The 15,424-nt window shown below is 74.3% G+C and carries 14 protein-coding genes; 5 read left to right on the plus strand and 9 right to left on the minus strand.

Annotated features, from left to right (window positions below):
* Positions 1-6: 6 nt before the first annotated feature.
* The 3 genes from FN207_RS26210 to FN207_RS08440 all read right to left on the minus strand — a co-directional run bounded on the left by FN207_RS26210 (position 7) and on the right by FN207_RS08440 (position 3,384).
* Complete coding sequence (locus tag FN207_RS26210) at positions 7-1,125, minus strand: hypothetical protein (protein WP_185938248.1); 1,119 nt, start codon at positions 1,123-1,125, stop codon at positions 7-9.
* Positions 1,122-1,742: an RNA polymerase sigma factor gene (locus tag FN207_RS08435; RefSeq protein WP_185938249.1), complete on the minus strand. Its 621-nt coding sequence runs from the start codon at positions 1,740-1,742 to the stop codon at positions 1,122-1,124. The genes FN207_RS26210 and FN207_RS08435 overlap by 4 nt, the downstream gene beginning before the upstream one ends.
* A gap of 76 nt (positions 1,743-1,818) precedes the next feature.
* Positions 1,819-3,384 carry a cryptochrome/photolyase family protein gene (locus tag FN207_RS08440; RefSeq protein WP_142457961.1) on the minus strand — a complete coding sequence of 522 codons (1,566 nt, stop codon included), beginning with the start codon at positions 3,382-3,384 and terminating at the stop codon, positions 1,819-1,821.
* 105 nt (positions 3,385-3,489) lie between these two features.
* Between FN207_RS08440 and FN207_RS08445 the strand changes: the two genes are divergently transcribed.
* From FN207_RS08445 to disA, 3 genes are all read left to right on the plus strand, one after another.
* A complete protein-coding gene (locus tag FN207_RS08445) occupies positions 3,490-4,194 on the plus strand; it encodes a copper chaperone PCu(A)C domain-containing protein (RefSeq protein WP_142457963.1) in 705 nt (234 codons plus the stop codon).
* A 49-nt stretch (positions 4,195-4,243) separates the two neighbouring features.
* Entirely contained in the window at positions 4,244-5,617 is a 1,374-nt protein-coding gene (gene radA, locus FN207_RS08450) for a DNA repair protein RadA (RefSeq protein WP_110908932.1), read from the plus strand.
* Between the two features lie 87 nt (positions 5,618-5,704).
* Positions 5,705-6,793, plus strand: a complete 1,089-nt coding sequence (gene disA, locus FN207_RS08455; RefSeq protein WP_110908933.1) for a DNA integrity scanning diadenylate cyclase DisA — start codon at positions 5,705-5,707, stop codon at positions 6,791-6,793.
* 51 nt (positions 6,794-6,844) lie between these two features.
* On the opposite strand, the gene FN207_RS08460 is transcribed toward disA, so the two are convergent.
* Positions 6,845-7,540 (minus strand): MucR family transcriptional regulator, encoded by a 696-nt coding sequence (locus tag FN207_RS08460; RefSeq protein WP_142457965.1) that lies wholly within the window; start codon positions 7,538-7,540, stop codon positions 6,845-6,847.
* A 77-nt stretch (positions 7,541-7,617) separates the two neighbouring features.
* On the opposite strand from FN207_RS08460, the gene FN207_RS08465 reads away from it, so the two are divergent.
* Positions 7,618-8,493: an HhH-GPD family protein gene (locus tag FN207_RS08465; protein WP_142457967.1), complete on the plus strand. Its 876-nt coding sequence runs from the start codon at positions 7,618-7,620 to the stop codon at positions 8,491-8,493.
* Here the strand turns inward: FN207_RS08465 and FN207_RS08470 are convergent.
* From FN207_RS08470 to lysS, 4 genes are all read right to left on the minus strand, one after another.
* Positions 8,482-8,694 carry a hypothetical protein gene (locus tag FN207_RS08470; protein WP_142457968.1) on the minus strand — a complete coding sequence of 71 codons (213 nt, stop codon included), beginning with the start codon at positions 8,692-8,694 and terminating at the stop codon, positions 8,482-8,484. The genes FN207_RS08465 and FN207_RS08470 overlap by 12 nt on opposite strands.
* A gap of 80 nt (positions 8,695-8,774) precedes the next feature.
* Complete coding sequence (locus FN207_RS08475) at positions 8,775-11,318, minus strand: ATP-dependent Clp protease ATP-binding subunit (RefSeq protein WP_142457970.1); 2,544 nt, start codon at positions 11,316-11,318, stop codon at positions 8,775-8,777.
* Between the two features lie 371 nt (positions 11,319-11,689).
* On the minus strand, positions 11,690-12,046 hold the full coding sequence (locus FN207_RS08480; protein ID WP_142457972.1) for a histone-like nucleoid-structuring protein Lsr2: 357 nt from the start codon (positions 12,044-12,046) through the stop codon (positions 11,690-11,692).
* 159 nt (positions 12,047-12,205) lie between these two features.
* Entirely contained in the window at positions 12,206-13,708 is a 1,503-nt protein-coding gene (gene lysS / locus FN207_RS08485) for a lysine--tRNA ligase (protein ID WP_142457974.1), read from the minus strand.
* Positions 13,709-13,835: 127 nt separating this feature from the next.
* Between lysS and FN207_RS08490 the strand changes: the two genes are divergently transcribed.
* Positions 13,836-14,630: a hypothetical protein gene (locus FN207_RS08490; protein WP_142457976.1), complete on the plus strand. Its 795-nt coding sequence runs from the start codon at positions 13,836-13,838 to the stop codon at positions 14,628-14,630.
* Here FN207_RS08490 and FN207_RS08495 read toward each other — a convergent pair.
* Positions 14,627-15,421, minus strand: coding sequence for a type III pantothenate kinase (locus tag FN207_RS08495; RefSeq protein WP_142457978.1), 795 nt, complete (start codon positions 15,419-15,421; stop codon positions 14,627-14,629). The genes FN207_RS08490 and FN207_RS08495 overlap by 4 nt on opposite strands.
* Positions 15,422-15,424: the final 3 nt, after the last annotated feature.

Consider the following 15,424-nt stretch of genomic DNA (forward strand, 5'->3'; position numbering starts at 1 on the left):
CAGGGGTCACTTCCGGCCGTTGCCGTGGCCGTTGCCGCCGCCGTTGCCCTGGCCGCCACCGTTGCCGTTGCCGCCACCGTTGCCGTGGCCGTTGCCGCCACCGGTCGTGGTGGTCGCGGTGGGCGCCTCGGGAGCCGGCGCGGGGGCCACCTCGGGAGCCGGCGCCGGGGCGGGCGCGGGGGCCGGGGCAGGCGCGGGGACCGCCTCGGGAGCCTGCTCGCGGGCCGCCTGACGCGCGGCGTTGCGCTCGTGGGCCTCCCGGCTGACCGTCGCACCGTTCGACCAGCCGTTGCGGGCGCCGGCGCTCACCCACTCGCCGAAGGACTGCCCCTCCGCCGGGCCGGTCTCCCACTGCTCCCGGGTGAGCTCCGGCTCCGTGGTGACCGGCTCCTCGGTGTCCTCGGTCGTGCCGTCGTCGGTGGTGCCGTCGTCGGTCGTGCCGCCGTCCGTGGTGCCGCCGTCGGTGGTGCCGTCGTCGGTGGTCCCGCCGTCCGTGGTCCCGCCGTCCGTGGTCCCGCCGTCCGTGGTCCCGCCGTCGGTGGTGTCGTCCGTGCCGCCGTCGGTCGTGCACTCGGTCTCGCCGTCGGTCGTCCCGTCGGTGGCCCCGTCGGTCCCGTCGGTCGTGCCCTCGGTCCCGTCGGTCGTGTCGGTGGCGTCGGTCCCACCGTCGGTGGTGCAGTCCGTCGCGCCGTCACCGGCGACGCTGCCGTCGGTGCTGTCGCCGGCCTCGGCGATGGACGCGGTGACGTCCTCCGCGGGCAGGACGACCGCGGCGGTGCCCGCGGTGAGGGTGAGGGCGACGGCGCTGCCGGCGACGGCGGCCTTGGCGACCGCGGACAGGGCGACGAACTTGGCGGCGAGCGAGGTGATGAACACGTGGGGTCTCTTCCGTGAGGCCCGGGCGGGGTGCCCGGCCGTCCGCGTGGACGGTTCCGACTGGTCGGTGAGCAGACCGGTCGCCAGCAGTTCGGCCAGGGCCGCGTTCGGGCGTCCCGGCGCGGAGGCGGAGGACCGGACCGCGTCGGTGAACGCGGCCAGGTACTGCGCGCCCCCGGGCACGGGACGGCCGGCGAGGCAGGCCTCGAGGGTCTCCTCGGCGGATCGGGCGTCGGCTGGCGTGGTCATCTCGCCCCCGTCATCGCCGGGCGGGCCCGCAGGGGTGCGCGGCCCGTCGTCGTCTCACCCGTCGGGGTGGTCCCCGCGGGCTCCAGCTCCTCGCGCAGCCGGCGCAGCCCGCGCCGCTGCAGCGCCTTCACCGAGGCCACCGAGCGGCCCATCACGCCGGCCACCTGCTCCACGGTGAGGTCGGCCAGGACGCGGAGCAGCAGCACCGAGCGCTGGTCCTCCGGCAGTCCGGCGCACAGCCGGTGCACGGCCTCGGCGCCCAGCCGGGTCAGGACGTCGTCCTCCACGTCGCCGCCGGCGACCTCGGGGAGCAGGTCCCCACCGCCGTCGGCCAGCAGGGGACGCCGGCTGCGCCGCCGCAGGTCGTCGACGAGCCGGCGGTGGGCGATGGTGAACACCCACGAGCGCAGTCCCGCCTCGTCCCCGCTGAAGCCGGGCAGCCCGCGGAAGACCGCGAGGAACGTCTCGCTCGCCAGGTCGTCGGGTTCCTGGGCGCCGTGCAGGCGCAGGTACCCGGTGACCACCGGGGACAGGTCCCGGTAGAGCACCTCGAAGGCCCACGCGGCGCCCGCGCGGGCCCCCGCGAGGACGTCGTCGAACGCTGGTCCCACCGCCATCCACGACCTCCCGTGCCGTCCCCCGTGCGGGGATGGCATCGGCAGGTGCGGGGCCGGACTGGACCGGCGCCACCCGTCAGGGTGCCGACGTGCCCCGGGCGGCCTCCTGCTCGACGACGAGCGGCAGGTCGTCCAAGCGGTCCAGGCCCTGCAGCGGACGGCGCATCCGCTGGTTGCCGGCGAGCCGCTCGCGGTTGCGCTCGAGGAATGCCCAGTAGCCGGCGGTGTAGGGGCAGGCGTCGTCGCCCAGGCGCCGCCTCGGGTCGTAGCGGCACCCGCGGCAGTAGTCGCTCATCCGGTCGATGTAGGCGCCGCCGGCGGCGTAGGGCTTGGTGGCCAGCGCCCCGCCGTCGGCGTGCTGGCTCATCCCGACGACGTTGGCGACCATCACCCAGTCGTAGCCGTCGACGAACGTGCGGTGGAACCAGTCGGTCATCGCCAGCGGGTCGACGCCGCGCTGCAGCGCGTAGTTGCCGAGCACCATCAGCCGCGGGATGTGGTGCACCCACCCGTCGCGGCGCAGGTCGCCGAGGACGCCGGACAGGCACGCGGCGTCGACGGCGGACCCGTCGAGCTCGGCCATCCACCCCGGCACCGGCTCGGTGGCGCGGAGGTGGTTGGCGTGCCGGAAGTCCCGGCCGAGGTGCCAGTACATGTGCCAGATGTAGTCGCGCCAGCCCATGACCTGGCGGACGAACCCCTCGACGCTGTTGAGCGGCAGCGGCTGCCCGTCGGCGGCGGCCGTGCGGGCGGTGTCCTCGGCGGCGTGCACCACCTCCAGCGGGTCGAGCAGCCCGAGGTTCATCGCCGGTGACAGCAGCGAGTGCGCCAGCCAGCGCTCGCCGGCGAGCATCGCGTCCTCGTGCGGGCCGAACACGCCGAGCCGGCTGGTGAGGAAGTCGTGCAGCCGGGTGAGCGCCTCCTCGCGGGTGACCGGGAACAGCCGCGGGCCGTCGTCGCCGACGAAGGAGACCTCGCCGTCGGCCTCCCAGCGGTCGAGGTCGGCGCGCACCTGCTCGTCGATCTCGTCCTCGGCCGGCCACCACGGCTCCGGGGCGGGCGAGCGGCCGTCCCTCGGCGCCGGCTCGCGGTTCTCGGAGTCGAGGTTCCACCGGCCGCCCACCGGCTCGGCGCCGTCCATGAGGACGTCGAGGCGGCGGCGGGCGTCGCGGTAGAAGTCCTCCATCAGCAGCCGGCGCCGGCCGCGGCCCTCCGCCCAGCGCGCGAACTCGCCCTGGCTGCTGACGAACCCGCGGGCGGCGAGCACCTGCAGGCCGGGCCGGCGCAGCACGTAGTCGCGGCTGCTCCAGGTGGTGGGCGCACACACGCTCAGCGGCTCGTCGTAGCGGTCCAGCGCCTCGGCGTAGGTGGTGACCTGGTGCAGGTGTGCCTGCTCGCCGAGCTCCGCGGCGCGGTGGCGCAGCGCGGAGAGCACCAGGTGCGCCTTCTGCCGGTGGAACCGCCGCCGGGCGAACACGGCCTTGGACTCGACGAGGAGAACGGGCTGGTCGGGCGCGTCGAGGAAGTGCGGGCCCAGCTGGTCGGCGAAGGTCCAGCGGCGGGTGGCCGGGGACCGCTCGGGGAAGTCGGCCAGGGCGGGGTCGCGCTCCCCGGCGCCGCCGCCGGGTCCGGGGCGCACCATCGGCCTCACCTCCCGGCGGACATCGTGGGGGGACCGTTACGCTCGGCGCGACTCGGGCCATCGAACACACGGTGGCCGGCACGTGCTCGCTGGAGGTCGACCGCTGTGAACCGCGCGCTGCGCGCCGCCGTGATGGGTGCCCTCGTCCTCAGCCCGGTCGCGCTCGGCGCGTGCAGTGGCGGACAGGTGACCCAGACCGGCACCCAGGACCGCGACAAGGTCGGCCCCCAGGCGCAGGTGGAGGACATCCTGCTGCGCCAGGTGCTGCTCGCCTACCCCGAGGGCGGCCGGTACGAGGAGGGCGACGACGCCGAGCTGATCCTCACGATCATCAACGCCTCGAACGCCGACGACACCCTGACCGGGGTCGAGGGCGAGGGCTTCGACGGCGTGCTGGTCGCGGCGACCGGGCCCACCCCCTCGCCGTCGTCGCCGGCGGGCAACCAGCCCACCGCGACGCCGACGCCGGGCGGCACCGGGGCCACCCCCGGGTCCTCCCCCGCCGCGCCCGCCACGACGAGCGCCACCCCCTCGGCCAGCACCGAGGTGTCGCTGGACCTCCCCGCCGACACCGCGCTGTACATCGGTCGCGAGGACGGCGCCACGATCACGCTGCAGGACCTCGGCGAGGAGCTGACGGCCGGGCAGACGCTCACGATGACCTTCACCTTCGAGCAGGCCGGCGAGATCACCACGCAGGTGCTCGTGGCCGGCCCGGAGGAGGAGCTCGAGCGCCCCGAGCCGTTCGACTTCCACGAGGGCCTCGAGGAGGAGAACCCGGAAAACGAGGAGGACACCGTCGCCGAGTGACGGCGTCGGCCTCCCCGGGAGTGTCGGTACCCGCACCTACCGTGGCGGCGTGCCCCCCTCCGGAGTGAAGTCCGCCCGTCCCGCCCACCGCTGCACCGAGTGCGGCTACGCGTCGGCGAAGTGGATGGGCAAGTGCCCGGAGTGCCAGGCCTGGGGCACCCTGCAGGAGGTCAGCGCCCCGGCGCCGGCGCTGCGCGCGGTCGCCGCCGGGCCGGTGACCGCACCGGCCCGCCCGATCGCCCAGGTCGAGCTCGCCGGCGCCCGCGCGGTGCCCACCGGGATCCCCGAGTTCGACCGGGTCCTCGGCGGCGGCCTGGTCCCCGGCGCCGTCGTGCTGGTCGCCGGCGAGCCCGGGGTGGGCAAGTCCACGCTGCTGCTCGAGGTCGCGCACCGGGTCGCGGAGGCCAACGGCCCCACGCTGGTGGTCTCCGGTGAGGAGTCGGCCGCCCAGGTGCGGCTGCGCGCCGAGCGGATCGACGCGTTGCACCCCCGCCTCTACCTCGCCGCCGAGACCGAGCTGTCGGCCGTCCTCGCGCACGTCGAGCAGGTCAACCCCTCGCTGCTGGTCCTCGACAGCGTGCAGACCGTCCGCTCCCCCGCCGTCGACGGCACCGACGGCGGCGCCAGCCAGGTCCGCGCGGTGGCCACGGCGCTGACCGCCGTCGCCAAGTCCCGCGGGATGACCACCATCCTGGTCGGGCACGTCACCAAGGACGGCGCCATCGCCGGCCCGCGGGCGCTGGAGCACCTGGTCGACGTCGTCGTGTCCTTCGACGGCGAGCGGCACTCCACGCTGCGCCTGGTGCGGGCCACCAAGAACCGCTTCGGCCCGGCCGACGAGATCGGCTGCTTCGAGATCGGCGACGGCGGCGTGGTCGGGGTCCCGGACCCCTCGCACCTGTTCGTCTCCCGCCGCACCGCCTCGGTGCCGGGCAGTTGCGTCACGGTGACCATGGAGGGCAGCCGGCCGCTGCTGGCCGAGGTGCAGGCCCTGGTGGCCACGAGCGCCGGCGGCGGCTCCCCGCGCCGGGCGGTCAGCGGGCTGGACTCGCAGCGGGTCGCGATGGTGAACGCCGTCGTCGAGCGGCGCGGCGGGATCCGCCTGGCCGACGCCGACGTCTTCGCCGCCTCGGTCGGCGGCGTGAAGATCGCCGAGCCCGCGGCCGACCTGGCGCTGGCGCTGGCGATCGCCTCGGCGTCCAAGGACACCCCGCTGCCCGAGGGCATGATCGCGCTCGGCGAGGTCGGGCTGTCCGGCGAGATCCGCCGGGTCGGCGGCACCGGCCGGCGGCTGGCCGAGGCGGCCCGGCAGGGCTACCGGCTCGCGCTGGTGCCGCCGGACGCCGGCCAGGCACCGCAGGGCATCCGGCTCATGGAGGTCCCCGACCTGGGCGCCGCGCTCGCCGGGCTCTTCCCCGGGTGAGCGCGCTCCCGAGACCCCGCTCACGACCGGCCGGCCGGCGTGCCACGTAGACTCAGCCGCCGTACCACGACGACGTCAGGAGCGCCCGTGCCCCCCGCTGTGGACTCCGAGGTCGCCCTGCGCGAGCTCCTCGGCCGCATCGCCCCGGGGACGGCGCTGCGCGACGGCCTGGAGCGCATCCTGGCCGGCCGCACCGGCGCGCTGATCGTGCTGGGCTACGACCGGGTCGTGGAGTCCATCTGCACCGGCGGCTTCGCCCTCGACGTCGCCCTGTCGGCGACCCGGCTGCGCGAGCTGGCCAAGATGGACGGCGCGGTCATCCTGTCCTCCGACGGGCTGCGCATCGTACGAGCCGGCGTGCACCTCATGCCCGACCCGACCGTGCCCACCGAGGAGTCGGGCACCCGGCACCGGACCGCCGAGCGGGTGGCTGTGCAGACCGGGTTCCCCGTCATCTCGGTCAGCCAGTCGATGCACATCATCAGCGTCTACGTGGCCGGCCGGCGCTACACCCTCGAGCACCCGACGACGATCCTCGCCCGCGCCAACCAGGCCCTGGCCGCGCTGGAGCGCTACAAGCTGCGCCTCGACGAGGTCGCCAGCACGCTGTCGGCGCTGGAGATCGAGGACCTCGTCACCGTCCGCGACGCGATGAGCGTCAGCCAGCGGCTGGAGATGGTGCGCCGCATCGCCGACGAGATCGAGGGCTTCGTCGTCGAGCTGGGCACCGACGGCCGGCTGCTGGCCCTGCAGCTCGACGAGATGCTCGCCGGCGTCGAGGAGGACCGCGCGCTGCTCGTGCGCGACTACCTGCCCGCCGCGGGCACCCGCCGGCCGCGCACCATCGAGGACGTGCTCGCCGACCTGCGCACGCTGTCGGCCACCGAGCTGCTCGACCTGTCCGCCGTCGCCCGCTGCTACGGCCTGCCCACCTCGGCCGACGCGCTGGACTCCCCCGTCAGCCCGCGCGGCTACCGGCTGCTGGCCCGGGTGCCGCGCCTGCCGGCGGCGATCATCGACCGGCTGGTCGACCACTTCGGCGGCCTGCAGAAGCTGCTGGCGGCCACCATCGAGGACCTGCTGGCCGTCGAGGGCGTGGGCGAGGCCCGGGCGCGGGGCATCCGCGAGGGCCTGTCCCGGCTGGCCGAGACGTCGATCCTCGACCGTTACAGCTGAGCAAGGACCCCGTCCCTCGCGAGCTCGGGACGAGCCTCGGGACGGGGCCGGTCAGGCGACCGTCAGGACCGCGTCGGGGCTGGTCTTGGCGTCCAGGCGGGCACGCAGCACGTACTGACCGGGCGCCACGGGCACCCGCGGAGCGGCGCAGCCCGGCTCGCTGGTCAGGCCGCTCCACGTCAGCGGGAACACCACCTGCTCGCCGGGCGCCAGCGTGCGGGTGTCGGCGCTGCTCGCGGGCTGGCAGTCGTTGCTGCCCCACACCCGGGTGCCGGCCCCGTCGAGCAGCACCATCTCCTGCAGCTGCGCGTCGAGCACCCGCGTGCACGGCACCGCCGCGGTGTTGGTGACGACCAGCTCGAAGGTCGGCGAGGAGCCCGAGGCGACGGTGCCCGGCGTGCGGACCTCCAGCGCGACGACGTCGTCGGAGCACGGGGCGCCGGGCTCCTGCACCGGAGCGGCCGGCGGCACGGGCTCGGCCGGTGCCGGTGCCGGTTCCGGCGGCGGGGTGGGGGTCTGCACGCCCGCGAGCGAGGGGACCACCCGGTCCAGCGCGGGGGGCTCCGCCGCCGACGACGAGGACGCGGCCTCCGACGTCCCGGCGGCCGACGCGGTGCCCTCCGAGCCGGTCAGCAGCGCCACACCGAGCCAGCCGCCGCCCCCGAGGACGGCCACGAGCAGGACGAGCACGAGCAGCCGCCGCCTCCAGTAGACGGCGGCCGGCAGGGGCCCGACCGGGTGCAGCACGAAGGCGACCGTAGTCCGCGCCTCCGAGCCGTCCCGAGAGGGCACGCCGTCGGCAGGGCCGGGCACACTGGACCCCTGTGAGCAGCACGGCCGGACTCGGGGACGCCCTCGTCGACTGGTACGACACCGCCGCCCGCGACCTGCCCTGGCGCCGGCCCGGCGTGGACCCGTGGGCGGTGCTGGTCAGCGAGGTCATGCTGCAGCAGACGCCGGTGACCCGGGTCGAGCCGGTGTGGCAGGCGTGGGTGCAGCGCTGGCCCACCCCGGCCGCGCTGGCCGCGGCGTCGCCGGCCGAGGTGATCCGCGCCTGGGGCAAGCTCGGCTACCCGCGCCGGGCACTGCGGCTGCGCGAGACCGCCGTCGCGCTCACCGAGCGGCACGGCGGCGCCGTCCCGGCCGACGTGGCGGCCCTGGAGGCGCTCCCGGGCATCGGCACCTACACCGCCCGGGCGGTCGCCTGCTTCGGCCACGGGACGCCGCAGCCGGTCGTGGACACCAACGTGCGGCGGGTCGTCGCCCGGCTGGTGCACGGGCGCGCCGAGGCCGGGACCGCCCGCGCGTCCGACCTGACCGACGTCGCCGCGCTGGCGCCGGCCGACCGGGAGCGGGCGTGCCGCTTCTCGGTGGCGGCAATGGAGCTCGGGGCGCTCGTCTGCGTGGCGCGCACGCCGCGCTGCGCCGTCTGCCCGGTGCGGGACCGCTGCGCGTGGCGGCTGGCCGGGTCGCCGGCGCACGAGGGTCCGGCCCGCAGGGTGCAGCGCTTCGCGGGGACCGACCGTCAGGTGCGCGGGCGGCTGCTGGACGTCCTGCGGGCCGCTGAGGGCCCCGTGGCGGCGTCCCTGCTCGACGACGCGTGGGACGACGCCGCGCAGCGCTCGCGCTGCCTGGACTCGCTGCTGGCCGACGGCCTGGTCGAGCAGACGGCCGACGGGCGGTTCGGGCTACCGGCCTGAGCGCCGGCGCGGCGTGAGGTCGCGGAAGGTCAGCAGCCAGCCGCCCAGGGCAGCGACGCCGGCCAGGACCAGCAGGACCGCCCGCAGGGGCGTCGGCAGCGCCGTGCCCTCGACGACGACCAGCGTGGCGCCGACCATCGCCGCGGCGATCAGCAGACCGCCGTAGACCGGCGTCCGACGTGGATGGTCACCGCGCGCCACCCCGCTCACCTCCCCCCCGGACGCGGCGAGGGCCGTCCCCCGCGGTGCGGGAGGCGGCCCTCGTCGGTGGAGCTACCGGGTCACTCGGCCTTCTTGAGGCTGGTGGGCCCGCTGCCGTCCTCGTCGTCGCCGACGGCCAGGGCCACCGGCGGCGTGTCGGGCAGGTCGATCGGCTTGGCCTCGCCGCGGAAGGTGAACTTCGCGGTGGGGCCCTCGCCCTCGACGTCGACCACGATGATCTGACCAGCGGTCAGCTCGCCGTAGAGGATCTTCTCCGACAGTGCGTCCTCGATCTCGCGCTGGATGGTCCGGCGCAGCGGCCGGGCACCCAGCACCGGGTCGAACCCGCGGTGCGCCAGGAGCTTCTTGGCCTCCTGCGTGATCTCCAGCGACATGTCCTTGTTCGCCAGCTGGCCCTCGACGCGGGCCACCATGAGGTCGACGATCTCGATGATCTCGTCCTCGGTCAGCTGGTGGAACACGACGATGTCGTCGATGCGGTTGAGGAACTCCGGCCGGAAGTGCTGCTTGAGCTCCTCGTTGACCTTGAGCTTCATCCGCTCGTAGTTCGACTGGGTGTCGTTGCCGACCTGGAAGCCCAGACCCACGGCCTTGGAGATGTCCCGCGTACCGAGGTTGGTCGTGAGGATCAGGATCGTGTTCTTGAAGTCCACGATCCGGCCCTGACCGTCGGTGAGGCGGCCGTCCTCCAGCACCTGCAGGAGCGTGTTGAACACGTCCGCGTGCGCCTTCTCGATCTCGTCGAAGAGGACCACCGAGAACGGCTTGCGCCGCACCTTCTCGGTCAGCTGGCCACCCTCGTCGTAACCGACGTAGCCGGGAGGGGCACCGACGAGCCGCGACACGGTGAACCGGTCATGGAACTCGCCCATGTCGATCTGGATGAGGGCGTCGTCCTCACCGAACAGGAACTGCGCGAGCGCCTTGGCCAGCTCGGTCTTACCGACACCCGAGGGGCCGGCGAAGATGAACGAACCACCGGGGCGACGCGGGTCCTTGAGGCCCGCGCGGGTGCGCCGGATCGCCTGGCTGACGCTCTTGATGGCCTCTTCCTGGCCGATGATGCGCTTGTGGAGCTCGTCCTCCATGCGGAGCAGACGGGTCGTCTCCTCCTCGGTGAGCTTGAAGACGGGGATGCCGGTCCAGTTGGCCAGCACCTCGGCGATCTGCTCGTCGTCGACCTCGGCGACGACGTCCATGTCGCCGGCCTTCCACGCCTTCTCCCGCTCGGCCTTCTCGGCCAGGAGGGTCTTCTCCTTGTCGCGCAGCGACGCGGCCTTCTCGAAGTCCTGCGCGTCGATCGCGGACTCCTTCTCGCGCCGGATGCCGGCGATGCGCTCGTCGAACTCGCGCAGGTCCGGCGGGGCGGTCATCCGCTTGATCCGCATCCGGGCGCCGGCCTCGTCGATCAGGTCGATCGCCTTGTCCGGCAGGAAGCGGTCGGAGATGTACCGGTCGGCCAGCGTCGCGGCGGCGACGAGGGCGCCGTCGGTGATGCTGATCCGGTGGTGCGCCTCGTAGCGGTCGCGCAGGCCCTTGAGGATCTCGATCGTGTGGGTGAGCGTCGGCTCGCCCACCTGGATCGGCTGGAAGCGCCGCTCGAGGGCGGCGTCCTTCTCGAGGTGCTTGCGGTACTCGTCGAGCGTGGTGGCGCCGATGGTCTGCAGCTCACCGCGGGCCAGCATCGGCTTGAGGATGCTGGCGGCGTCGATCGCGCCCTCGGCCGCACCGGCACCGACGAGGGTGTGGATCTCGTCGATGAACAGGATGATGTCGCCGCGGGTGCGGATCTCCTTGAGGACCTTCTTCAGGCGCTCCTCGAAGTCACCGCGGTAGCGCGACCCGGCGACGAGGGCGCCGAGGTCGAGGGTGTAGAGCTGCTTGTCCTTCAGCGTCTCGGGGACCTCGCCCTTGACGATCGCCTGGGCCAGGCCCTCGACGACGGCGGTCTTGCCGACGCCGGGCTCGCCGATCAGGACGGGGTTGTTCTTGGTCCGCCGCGAGAGGACCTGCATGACCCGCTCGATCTCCTTGGCCCGCCCGATGACCGGGTCGAGCTTGGAGTCGCGCGCGGCCTGGGTCAGGTTGCGGCCGAACTGGTCGAGCACGAGCGAGGTCGAGGGCGTGCCCTCCGACGGGCCGCCGGCCGCGGCCGGCTCCTTGCCCTGGTAGCCGGAGAGCAGCTGGATGACCTGCTGGCGGACCCGGTTGAGGTCGGCGCCCAGCTTCACGAGGACCTGGGCGGCGACGCCCTCGCCCTCGCGGATCAGGCCGAGCAGGATGTGCTCGGTGCCGATGTAGTTGTGGCCGAGCTGCAGGGCCTCGCGCAGCGACAGCTCGAGGACCTTCTTCGCCCGCGGCGTGAAGGGGATGTGGCCGGACGGGGCCTGCTGGCCCTGGCCGATGATCTCCTCGACCTGCTGGCGGACACCCTCGAGCGAGATGCCGAGGGACTCGAGGGCCTTGGCAGCGACGCCCTCACCCTCGTGGATCAGGCCCAGGAGGATGTGCTCGGTGCCGATGTAGTTGTGGTTGAGCATCCTGGCTTCTTCCTGCGCCAGGACGACCACCCGTCGGGCTCGGTCGGTGAACCGTTCGAACATCTGCTGCTTCTCCTCTGACCGGCTGGTCCGGCACTGTCCTCCCCGTTCCTGGGGAGGAGCACCCGACGTCCGTCGGCGCGCTGGGGCACCGGTCATTCCACTGTAGTCACGGACCACGCCGTCCCGTCGGCTGCGACCGACGGTGCGGTGGGTGGCTGTCCCGTCCAACCGATGGTGGACGAGAGGTGTTCCGATCCGGTTACGCCGACAGCGGACGGCGACGACGACACGGTCGGCCTACCGGCCTCCACCGCGGCCACGTGCCGGGTCGCCCTGCGTGGAGCCGAGACCCGTCGGCCCGCGGGAGGGGACGCTGCGCGCCCCCGCCACACGGGCCGACCGCCGACTGCGTCGGCGTGCGAGGGAACTGCTCAGTGGGCGGCCTCGTAGGCGTCGACGACGCTGGCCGGGATCCGGCCGCGGTCGCTGACGTTGTGGCCGTTCTTGCGGGCCCAGTCGCGGATCGCGCCGGCCTGCTCGCGGTCCATGCGCCCGCCGCCACCGGTGGCGCGCGAACGGCCTCCGCCGGAGGCGCGGTTGCCGCCGCCGCGGCCGACCTTGCGGGCGGCCTGCACGTAACGGGAGAAGGCGTCGCGCAGTTCCTTCGCGTTCTTCTCGGACAGGTCGATCTCGTAGTTCGTCCCGTCGAGCGAGAAACTCACCGTCTCGTCGGCGGGGAGGTCCTCGTCGAGGTCGTCACTCAGGATCACCTGGACCTTGCGCGCCATTCTGCTTTCCTCACTCCCTCTCGGCCCCCGTGGCCGGACATTCAATGCCGCTCAGATGGGCGGCGCGCACATTCCACCACAGAATCGGCGCCCGCGGTCAATACGGGACGGCGGGTCGCCCATTTCGGGGAGGAAATCGCGACGGCGGTACGGGGTGTTTCAGAAAATGGGGCGCACCAAAGGGAACAGGATCGTCTCTCGGATGCCGAGTCCGGTCAGCGTCATCATGAGCCGGTCGATGCCCATGCCGACCCCACCGCTGGGCGGCATCCCGTACTCGAGCGCCTCGAGGAAGTCCTCGTCGAGGACCATCGCCTCGGGGTCGCCGGCCGCGGCCAGCAGCGCCTGCTGGGTGAACCGTTCGCGCTGCACCACCGGGTCGACCAGCTCGGAGTACCCGGTGCCCCGCTCGAGGCCGCCGATGTAGAGGTCCCACTTCTCCGCCAGCCCCGGCGTCGAGCGGTGGGCGCGGGTCAGCGGCGAGGTGTCGACCGGGTAGTCGACGACGAACGTCGGCGCCTGCAGGGAGTCCTGCACCAGCGCCTCGAACAGCTCCTCGACCACCTTGCCGGGCAGCCACGCGGGGTCCACGCCGACGTCGTGCCGCCCGGCCAGTTCCCGCAGCCGCTCGACCGGCGTCTCCGGGGTGACCTCCTCGCCGACGGCGTCGGAGACCAGCGTGTAGAGCGGCACCTGCGGCCACTCCCCCGACAGGTCGACCTCGGTGCCGTCGTGGTGGCGGGCGACGTGGTCGCCGAACAGCGCCGCGCAGGTCTCCTGGATCAGTTCCCGGGTGGTGCGCGCCACGCCCTGGTAGTCCGACCAGGCCTCGTAGAACTCGAGCATCGCGAACTCCGGCGAGTGCGAGCTGTCGGCGCCCTCGTTGCGGAAGTTGCGGTTGATCTCGAAGACCTTCTCCAGCCCGCCGACGATGCACCGCTTGAGGAACAGCTCGGGCGCGATCCGCAGGTACAGGTCGAGGTCGAAGGCGTTCATGTGCGTGCGGAACGGCCGGGCGGCGGCGCCGCCGTGCACGGTCTGCAGCATCGGGGTCTCGACCTCGAGGAAGCCGCGGCCGGTGAGCCCGGTGCGCAGCGCGGCCATCACCTGGGCGCGCTGGCGCACCGTGCGGCGGGCCTCGTCGCGGACGATGAGGTCGACGTAGCGGCGGCGGACGCGCAGTTCCTCGCTCATCGGCTTGTGCGCCACCGGCAGCGGCCGCAGCGCCTTGGCCGCCATCTGCCAGGAGTCGGCGAACACCGACAGCTCGCCGCGGCGCGAGGTGCCCACCTCGCCGGTGACGAGGACGTGGTCGCCGAGGTCGACGTCGGCCTTCCAGGCGGCCAGGGATTCCTCGCCCACCCGGTCGCGGGAGAGCATGACCTGCAGCTCGGCGTCGCCCTCGCGCAGCGTGGCGAAGCAGAGCTTGCCGGTGTTGCGGCTGAAGATCACCCGGCCGGTGACGCCGACGCGCTCGCCGGTCATGGTGTCGGGCTCGAGGTCCGGGTGCTTCGCGCGGACGTCGGCCAGGGAGGTCGTGCGCTCCAGCGAGACCGGATACGGGTCGACGCCGGTCTCGCGCAGGCGGTCGAGCTTGGCGCGGCGGACCCGGAGCTGTTCGGGGAGCTCGTCGTCCGGGGAGCCCGGGAATTCGTCGGTCACGGCGTCCGAGCCTACGGCCGTGCTCCGCGACACCCCCGGCGCGCTCCCCTCCCCCGCAGCCCGCCGGGCCGCTACCGTTCCGATACCGCGCCGGGCCGGGCGGCGCAGCGGGACCGCGGAGGTCTGCGTGGGCACGGTCGTCGGCTGGGTCGTCAGCGGGCTCGTCACGTGGACCGTGGCGGTGTGGCAGCGCACCGCGGAGGTCCACCGGCGGTTCTTCACCCCGGCCGACCGTTTCGGGGTCCGCGACCCGCAGCTCGAGCGGCTGACCGCGCTGCGGGGCGCCTGGGGCATCGCCATCCTCACCGTCGCCCAGCTGCAGTGGGCCGGCCTCGGCGGTCTGGGCGACCAGCTCGACCGCGTCGTCCTCTCCGTGCTGCGGTCCGCGGCGATCGGCGGCGTGGCCATGCTCGTGCCGATGGCGCTGATCCTGCTGCGCACGCCTTCGCAACTGCGCCGGCAGCAGGCGGCCAACCTCCGTGTGCCGCTGGGCCGTCTGGGCGGGTCGGTGGCCGGGATCGTGCTGGCCGCGGCGCTGGCCTGGCTGGTCCTCGACCGCGTCTCGCCGAACGGGATCGTCGCGTTCCTGGTGCTCGCGCTCGCCTGGACGGCGGTGGTGGCGGTCGGGGCGACGCTGTGGGTGGCCGGCCGGCTCGTCGTCGTCCACTGGTTCTGCGCGGTGGACGGGCACCCGGCGCTGCGCGGGCTCACCGAGCTCGCGGTCGCGGCCGTCGTCCTCGTCCTCGGGGTTGCCGGCCTGTCCGACCCGGAGAACGCGGCCCTGCCGCCGGTGGTGGCGGTGGCCTTCGCCGTCGTCGGGCCGCTGCTCAGCGGGGCACTGGCCACGGTGGAGCTGCGGCGGCTGCGCGCCCGCGGCATCGGCCTGGGCACGGTGCTGCCTGCGGTGCCCGCCCCCTCCTAGCGGCGGCCGGGGGTCTGCTGCCGCTCGAAGGCCAGCCGCAGGCCGATCACCGTCAGGTCGGGCTCGCGCTCGCCGATCGTGCGGCAGCTGTCGGCCACCAGCGGCGCCAGTCCCCCGGTGGCGACGACGACCGGCGGGTCGCCGAACTGGGCGACCAGCTCGCCGGCGATCCGGCCGACCAGCCCGTCGACGAGGCCGGCGAAGCCGAGCACCACGCCCGACTGCAGCGCGGCGACGGTGTTCTTGCCGATGGCCTGCGGCGGCACGGTGAGCTCCACCGACCGCAGCTGGGCCGCACGGGTGGCCAGCGCCTCCAGGCTGACCTCGAGCCCCGGCGCGAGCGCGCCGCCGAGGAACTGCCCGTCGGGGCCGACGGCGTCGACGTTGGTGGAGGTGCCGAAGTCGACGACGACGACCGGGCGGCCGCTGCCGTCGGGCGCGCGGCCGAACAGCTCGTGGGCGGCCAGCGCGGTGACAACGCGGTCGGCGCCGACCTCGCGCGGGTTGTCCACGTGCAGCGGGACGCCGGTGCGCACGCCGGGGCCGATGAGCACGACCGGCACCTCGAGGGAGTCCAGCAGCCGGCGCAGCGCGGGCAGCAGCGCCGGGACGGTGGAGCACGCGGCGACGCCGGTGACCTCGGTGTCGCGGAGCAGCCCGCGCCAGAGCATCCGCAGCTCGTCGGAGGTGGCCCGCGGGTGCGTCGTCACCCGCCAGCACCCGACCCGCCGGGCGCCGTCGAAGGTGGCCAGCACGGTCTGGCTGTTGCCGACGTCGACGGTGAGCAGCACGCC

It is taken from the genome of Geodermatophilus aquaeductus (assembly GCF_900182545.1).
Taxonomy (GTDB): domain Bacteria; phylum Actinomycetota; class Actinomycetes; order Mycobacteriales; family Geodermatophilaceae; genus Geodermatophilus; species Geodermatophilus aquaeductus.

Excerpts from the sequence above, each read along its gene's own strand:
- FN207_RS26210 (WP_185938248.1), bottom strand. The coding sequence starts at position 1,125 with ATGACCACGCCAGCCGACGCCCGATCCGCCGAGGAGACCCTCGAGGCC.
- FN207_RS08435 (WP_185938249.1), bottom strand. The coding sequence starts at position 1,742 with ATGGCGGTGGGACCAGCGTTCGACGACGTCCTCGCGGGGGCCCGCGCG.
- FN207_RS08440 (WP_142457961.1), bottom strand. The coding sequence starts at position 3,384 with ATGGTGCGCCCCGGACCCGGCGGCGGCGCCGGGGAGCGCGACCCCGCC.
- FN207_RS08475 (WP_142457970.1), bottom strand. The coding sequence starts at position 11,318 with ATGTTCGAACGGTTCACCGACCGAGCCCGACGGGTGGTCGTCCTGGCG.
- FN207_RS08480 (WP_142457972.1), bottom strand. The coding sequence starts at position 12,046 with ATGGCGCGCAAGGTCCAGGTGATCCTGAGTGACGACCTCGACGAGGAC.